The 5,628-nt window shown below is 45.0% G+C and carries 4 protein-coding genes; all 4 read left to right on the top strand.

Translation table 11 applies throughout. The features are described from left to right. Nucleotides 1–80: 80 nt before the first annotated feature. The 4 genes from F6K20_RS22200 to F6K20_RS22185 all read left to right on the top strand — a co-directional run bounded on the left by F6K20_RS22200 (nt 81) and on the right by F6K20_RS22185 (nt 5,306). Nucleotides 81–1,133 (top strand): VWA containing CoxE family protein, encoded by a 1,053-nt coding sequence (locus F6K20_RS22200; protein WP_287296049.1) that lies wholly within the window; start codon nt 81–83, stop codon nt 1,131–1,133. Nucleotides 1,134–1,138: 5 nt separating this feature from the next. Next, the gene (locus F6K20_RS22195; protein ID WP_287296047.1) at nt 1,139–2,803 is read left to right on the top strand and encodes a formylglycine-generating enzyme family protein; all 1,665 of its coding nucleotides are present in this window, start codon (nt 1,139–1,141) and stop codon (nt 2,801–2,803) included. Between the two features lie 178 nt (nt 2,804–2,981). Continuing rightward, nucleotides 2,982–3,875: a formylglycine-generating enzyme family protein gene (locus F6K20_RS22190; protein WP_287296046.1), complete on the top strand. Its 894-nt coding sequence runs from the start codon at nt 2,982–2,984 to the stop codon at nt 3,873–3,875. Nucleotides 3,876–4,199: 324 nt separating this feature from the next. Further along, complete coding sequence (locus tag F6K20_RS22185; RefSeq protein WP_008189879.1) at nt 4,200–5,306, top strand: glycosyltransferase family 47 protein; 1,107 nt, start codon at nt 4,200–4,202, stop codon at nt 5,304–5,306. Nucleotides 5,307–5,628: the final 322 nt, after the last annotated feature.

The following is a 5,628-nucleotide window of genomic DNA, read 5'->3' as shown; positions in this document are numbered from 1 at the left end:
GGGAACTGGAGTTAAAGTCCCCCTTGTTAAGGGGGATTTAGGGGGATCTTCTACGTGTTACACTGTCTTATGAAATTGGTATGAGTAACTTTAATCCCCGCCCTCTCTTAACTCGCCTCTTTTACCGGTTGCGCCGGGATGGGTTTGCTTTGGGAATTAATGAATATTTAGCTGCCTTACAAGCTATGGAGGGCGGCTGGGGAGTGCAGGATGCCAATGCTCTCAAAAAACTTTTGCGGACGCTTTGGTGTCATTCCCTAGCCCAACAAGACCATTTAGAAGTCATTTTTCGTTCCATTAGCGCAGAAGAGAGCCAAGAGCCAGCAAAACCAAGGGAATTTCCATCAGAATCACCCGAATCATCGTCCTCCCCTAAGAATCTTCCTCCTTTATCCTCTGAGGAACAGGTTCCCTCAAGGGTAGACTCTCCTACTCCAGTGCCTGAATTATCCTTACTGCCGGTCAAATCATCAATCAATTTATTGGAACAGACAGAAGACAGGGATTTCCAAGGGTATTATCCCATTTCTCGCAGGTATATGGTTTATAGCTGGCGTTATTTACGGCGGATGGTGGCAGATGGTAGAGAAGATGTTCTGGATGTGGAAGGGACAATTGGCAAGGTCTGCCAACAGGGATTTTTTTTAAAGCCCAAATACAGCCGAAGGGAGCAAAATCACGCTGATTTGCTCTTGTTGCTGGATCAGGAAGGCTCTATGACTCCCTTTCACCGCTTTACCCGAGATTTAGTGGAAACAGCCCAACACGACAGTAATATCGAACGGGTGCGGGTGGGCTATTTCCACAACGTTCCACCAGAGTATGTTTATAAAGACCCTTATCTAACCGAAAAGGTAAAGTTTAAGTCGATTTTGGCAGAGTCCGATGGGGATACCAGTGTTTTAATTGTCAGCGATGGGGGAGCAGCTCGTGGCGATCGCCGTTCGGAAAGATTTTCAGCAACCGCTGAAGTTTTGTGGCACATTAAACAGCATACCAAGTTAATTGCCTGGTTGAATCCCGTTCCCTCTGAACGCTGGCAGGGAAGCACTGCCCAATTTATTGCTCATTTAGTACCAATGTACCCCCTGGATCCTCATGGGTTAAATCAAGCGATCGCACAGATTCGTTAAGATCTATGACAACGTCCTCATCTGACCAATTAACGGGAGAATTAGCCAGGCAACAAATTGAACGGTTTGTGGCCAGGTTTGAACCTAACTATCGCTATCTAGCTTGTCATTGCGCCTTGCCCTTGGTCTTGACTCCGGAATTGGTCAACTATATCCGAGTGCAATTTTTACTGAACGAAGAAGTGCCTTGGATAGCAGAAGCGGATTTACTGTTATCGGAGTTATGCCGTCCAGTTGGTTATGAATTATATGCCATGACTCCGGCGATACGGTCTCATTTATTGGCACAATTTGAAACACCAGAATTTCAGCACAAATTTGGCAGAAATCGCCTCAAATCCGTCGCCCAATTGCTGATGGATTACGTGACTTATTTAATGGGAACCAATCCCCCTAGCCGACAGGGAGAATTCCAGGCACAACAATGGGCAGCCATGGTGTATTTAGATCAACATCGCACTCAAGCAGAAGAAGAGATAGCCACAGCCCTACAAGGATTGGTTAACCGAGGAAAAAATGGACAGGCAGAATTAGCCCGATTACAGCGTCTAATTCAAGAATTTAGACCCCAGTTGAGTCAATATGACTCCTTAATGAAATTTGCTGAATCCCTGGGAATCTGGCTCAAAGGTCAAATTCCCCCTGATGCTAGTCAATCCTATGGTGTTCATGGGGTAAACCTTAGCCTTAATCAAGTCACTGAGCTTGAAGGTTTCCCACCTATGCAAACCTTTGAATGTGAGGTGGTAACCATTGGGCTTGGAGCAGGGACAGAAATATTCCCAGACATTGAGCTAGAACCTTTTGAGTTTGAAGTGACAACTATTGAGTTGAAACCAACAGGCTGGTTCAGAAGAAAACCAGAACTAATCATCAACCGTCATCAGCAACAAGCTTATGGTTTTACCGAAGACTTAGGGAATGGAGTTGAGCTAGAGATGGTTGCCATCCCCGGTGGCACTTTCGTTATGGGTTCCCCAGAAACAGAAGAGGGGCATAGAGACAGTGAAAGTCCTCAGCATCAAGTCACGGTTAAATCCTTCTTCATGGGTAAATACCCAGTTACCCAAGCCCAATGGCAAGCGGTGGCAGCCCTACCCCAAGTCAACAGAGAACTTGAACCCGCTCCATCCCATTTTAAAGGTAAAAACCGACCTGTAGAGCGAGTCTCTTGGGATGATGCAGTGGAGTTTTGTGAGCGCCTGTCCCAGTATAAGAAACGCCTTTATCGCTTGCCCAGTGAAGCCGAGTGGGAGTATGCTTGTCGAGCAGGTACAACTACTCCGTTTCATTTTGGTGACACCATTACAACCGACCTAGCTAACTATGATGGCAGATATAGTTATGGCTCTGGTTCCAAAGGCAAATATGCTCACAAAACAACCCCAGTGGGTAGTTTTCGGGTAGCCAATCAGTTTGGACTCTACGATATGCATGGGAATGTGTGGGAGTGGTGTGCAGACCATTGGCACTCAAACTATGAAGGTGCGCCGACAGATGGTAGTGCCTGGCTTGATGATAATAAAAATGAGAATAAGCGGCGGCTGTTGCGGGGTGGTTCCTGGGTCGATGACCCTGGTATCTGCCGTTCTGGGTCTCGCTACTACTTTAATCCCGGCCTCTGGCTCGTCAACTCTTTTGGTTTTCGTGTGGTGTGTTGGAAGGAGTGAACTCTGTAACCCTTTACCCTGTTTCCCTTTTGCCCTGTTTTTTTCTTGTGGAACAGGCTTCTAGCCTGTTGCCGGAATAGCCTGGAAGTCTGTGTTAATCTCAATCAACTAATAATATATTACTGGCAAGATGCCAGCTCTACACAAGATGCCAGTTCTACATCAGTAAAACCAAACAATGGTGATGGCACAAACAAGTAAAGAAGAACAACAATCAACACTTAATATCAAACGCCATCGGCGACAAATTCAGTACTTTGCTGAAGACTTGGGAAATGGTATCACCTTGGACATGGTTGCCATCCCCGGTGGCACTTTCCTTATGGGTTCCCCAGAAACCGAAGAGGGGCATACAGACACAGAAAGTCCACAGCATCAAGTCACGGTTAAATCCTTCTTCATGGGTAAATACCCAGTTACCCAAGCCCAATGGCAAGCGGTGGCCGCCCTACTCCAAGTCAAAAGAGAACTTGAACCCAATCCATCCTATTTTAAAGGGAAAGACCGACCTGTAGATACAGTCTCTTGGTCTGATGCGGTAGAGTTTTGTGAGCGGCTGTCCGAGTATACCAAACGCCCTTATCGCTTGCCCAGTGAAGCCCAGTGGGAGTACGCCTGTAGAGCTGGAACAACCACCCCGTTTCATTTTGGAGAGACGATTACTACAGAGTTTGCTAATTACAATGGAACAGATGATCAACACGGTGGTTGGAAAGGGTCTTATGGTAATGGGCCATCAGGGATTTATCGTAGAGAAACCACCCCAGTGGGTAGTTTTGGGGTAGGCAATGATTTTGGACTCTACGATATGCATGGGAATGTGTGGGAGTGGTGTGCAGACCATTGGCACTCAAACTATAAAGGTGCGCCGACAGATGGCACTGCCTGGCAAGATGAACCGGATAGCCATAATGAAAATGATAATAAATATCGGGTGTGGCGGGGTGGTTCCTGCTACACCTTGCCTAAAAACTGCCGTTCTGGGTCTCGCGGCGTCTTTAATCCGGCCTGGAGGCACCTCGTCGGCAATATTGGTTTTCGTGTGGTGTGTGCCCAGGAGTGGACTCCGTAACCCTTTACCCTTTTCCCAATGTGGAACAGGCTTCCAGCCTGTGATAGGCGGGCAAAATTTTTGGTATGGCAGTTGTAGTAAAGGTTAAGATATATTTCTGCGTTGAAGCTTCCTACTCCCTAAGAATTTTTCAAACTAAATAATTTGGCAAAAAGGCATGGATATAGCCTAAAAGTGTGATTTAATGACGTCTAAAGTGTTAGAGGGTTTTTTTAGCTATTAGGTGAGCTTGACCTTGGCGAATTAAATTCACCACGGGTCGCACCTGAGGTACACAGGATTTTTTCCCTGTTCCCTATTCCCTGTTCCCTAGAGCCTAAAATTATGACTTTGAAAATTTTCTGTGACCAGAACTATCTGCCAGAGGGCATGACCTATGAGGCAATCCTATACCCCTTTTGGGGCAAGCCTCCCGAAAATCCTGAGGATCCCATTAGTAGTTGTTTTGACCACTATGTAGAGATTGGAAAGTCTCTATTTAAGATGTCGTCTCTGGAGGAAGCAGATTTTGCAATTGTACCAGTTAATTGGGCACTATGCAATTCTGAATTGGAACATAAAGCCAGACAATTAGCAGAAAACGTTAAATCAGCAGGCAAGCCCTTAATCAGTTTTTTTGGTGGAACTTCTTCCCATCTTAACTTACCGATTGAAAGTGATTTTGTATTCCGTAACTCCCTCTATCGATCCCTTAGAAAAAACAACGATTTTACCCTACCTCACTGGAGCGAAGACTTTGTTGAAAACTATCTGGACAACAAACTCAATATCCGCCAAAAATGCTTAAAACCGGTAGTTGGTTTCTGTGGTTATGCCGTCAGGAAAAATCCCAAAACCCACTTAAAATTTTTATGGTCTAGAGTCAAAAAGAATGTCTTGAACTTGACAACTACTATTCCTCCCTATAATTGGGGACATGTGTTAAGAGGTCGAGCCTTAGATATCTTAGCCAAAGACCCTAACATAATCACCAACTTTCTGATTAGAGAACGCCCAGTTTTCTTCAATCAACCGGACTTCAAGTTGAAGCAAAAGCATCGGCTGGAATTTGTGTATAACCTAATAGACAGTGACTATATCTTCTGTTGCCGTGGCTCAGGTAACAATTCCTTTCGCTTCTATGAAGCATTGTGTTGTGGCAGAATTCCAGTTCTTGTAGATACCGATTGTGTGCTTCCCTACGACTTTGACATTGATTGGAAGAAATACTGTGTTTGGATAAAGGAGAATGAACTTCATTTAATTGGCGATAAAATTGCTGAGTTTCACGACAATCTATCATCCCGGGAATTTGTAGATTTACAGTATGAATGTCGCCGGATTTGGAAAGAACGAGTATCCCCAGAAGGGTTCTTTCGTAATTTTCATCGTCATCTGCCTATAGCAAAGGGAACAGGGAACAGGGAACAGGCAACAGTAGGGTGCATCTGATATAGCGCTACGCGCAAGTCAGAAGTTAGAAGTCAGAAGTCAAAAGTAAGCTAGGACTAGGTTTCGGAGTTTAGAAATGTCAAACATCTAAATGCGTAGTGCTATTTTTGTAAAAAAGAAGGGAAGTGTGGGGCGGGGGCGCGGGAATTTTATTAGAATTTTTGCCTAATTTCATAAACTAAAAAATATCAGGTCAGTTTGCACGATGAAAGTCACAACTAAACTAGCACAATTAAGGGCGTTGCTGAATTAAGGAATGAATGCGCGATAATCTGGTTTTATTAAAGCCCCCTAAATCCCCCAGAATTGGGGGCTTTAGGGC

The organism is Moorena sp. SIO2C4 (assembly GCF_010672485.1).
GTDB classification, from domain to species: Bacteria; Cyanobacteriota; Cyanobacteriia; order Cyanobacteriales; family Coleofasciculaceae; genus Moorena; species Moorena producens.
This window is presented reverse-complemented; position numbering and strand designations above follow the sequence as displayed.

Bases quoted from the DNA above. Each gene is read 5' to 3' on its own strand.
- F6K20_RS22200 (WP_287296049.1), top strand. From the start codon at position 81: ATGAGTAACTTTAATCCCCGCCCTCTCTTAACTCGCCTCTTTTACCGG.
- F6K20_RS22195 (WP_287296047.1), top strand. From the start codon at position 1,139: ATGACAACGTCCTCATCTGACCAATTAACGGGAGAATTAGCCAGGCAA.
- F6K20_RS22190 (WP_287296046.1), top strand. From the start codon at position 2,982: ATGGTGATGGCACAAACAAGTAAAGAAGAACAACAATCAACACTTAAT.
- F6K20_RS22185 (WP_008189879.1), top strand. From the start codon at position 4,200: ATGACTTTGAAAATTTTCTGTGACCAGAACTATCTGCCAGAGGGCATG.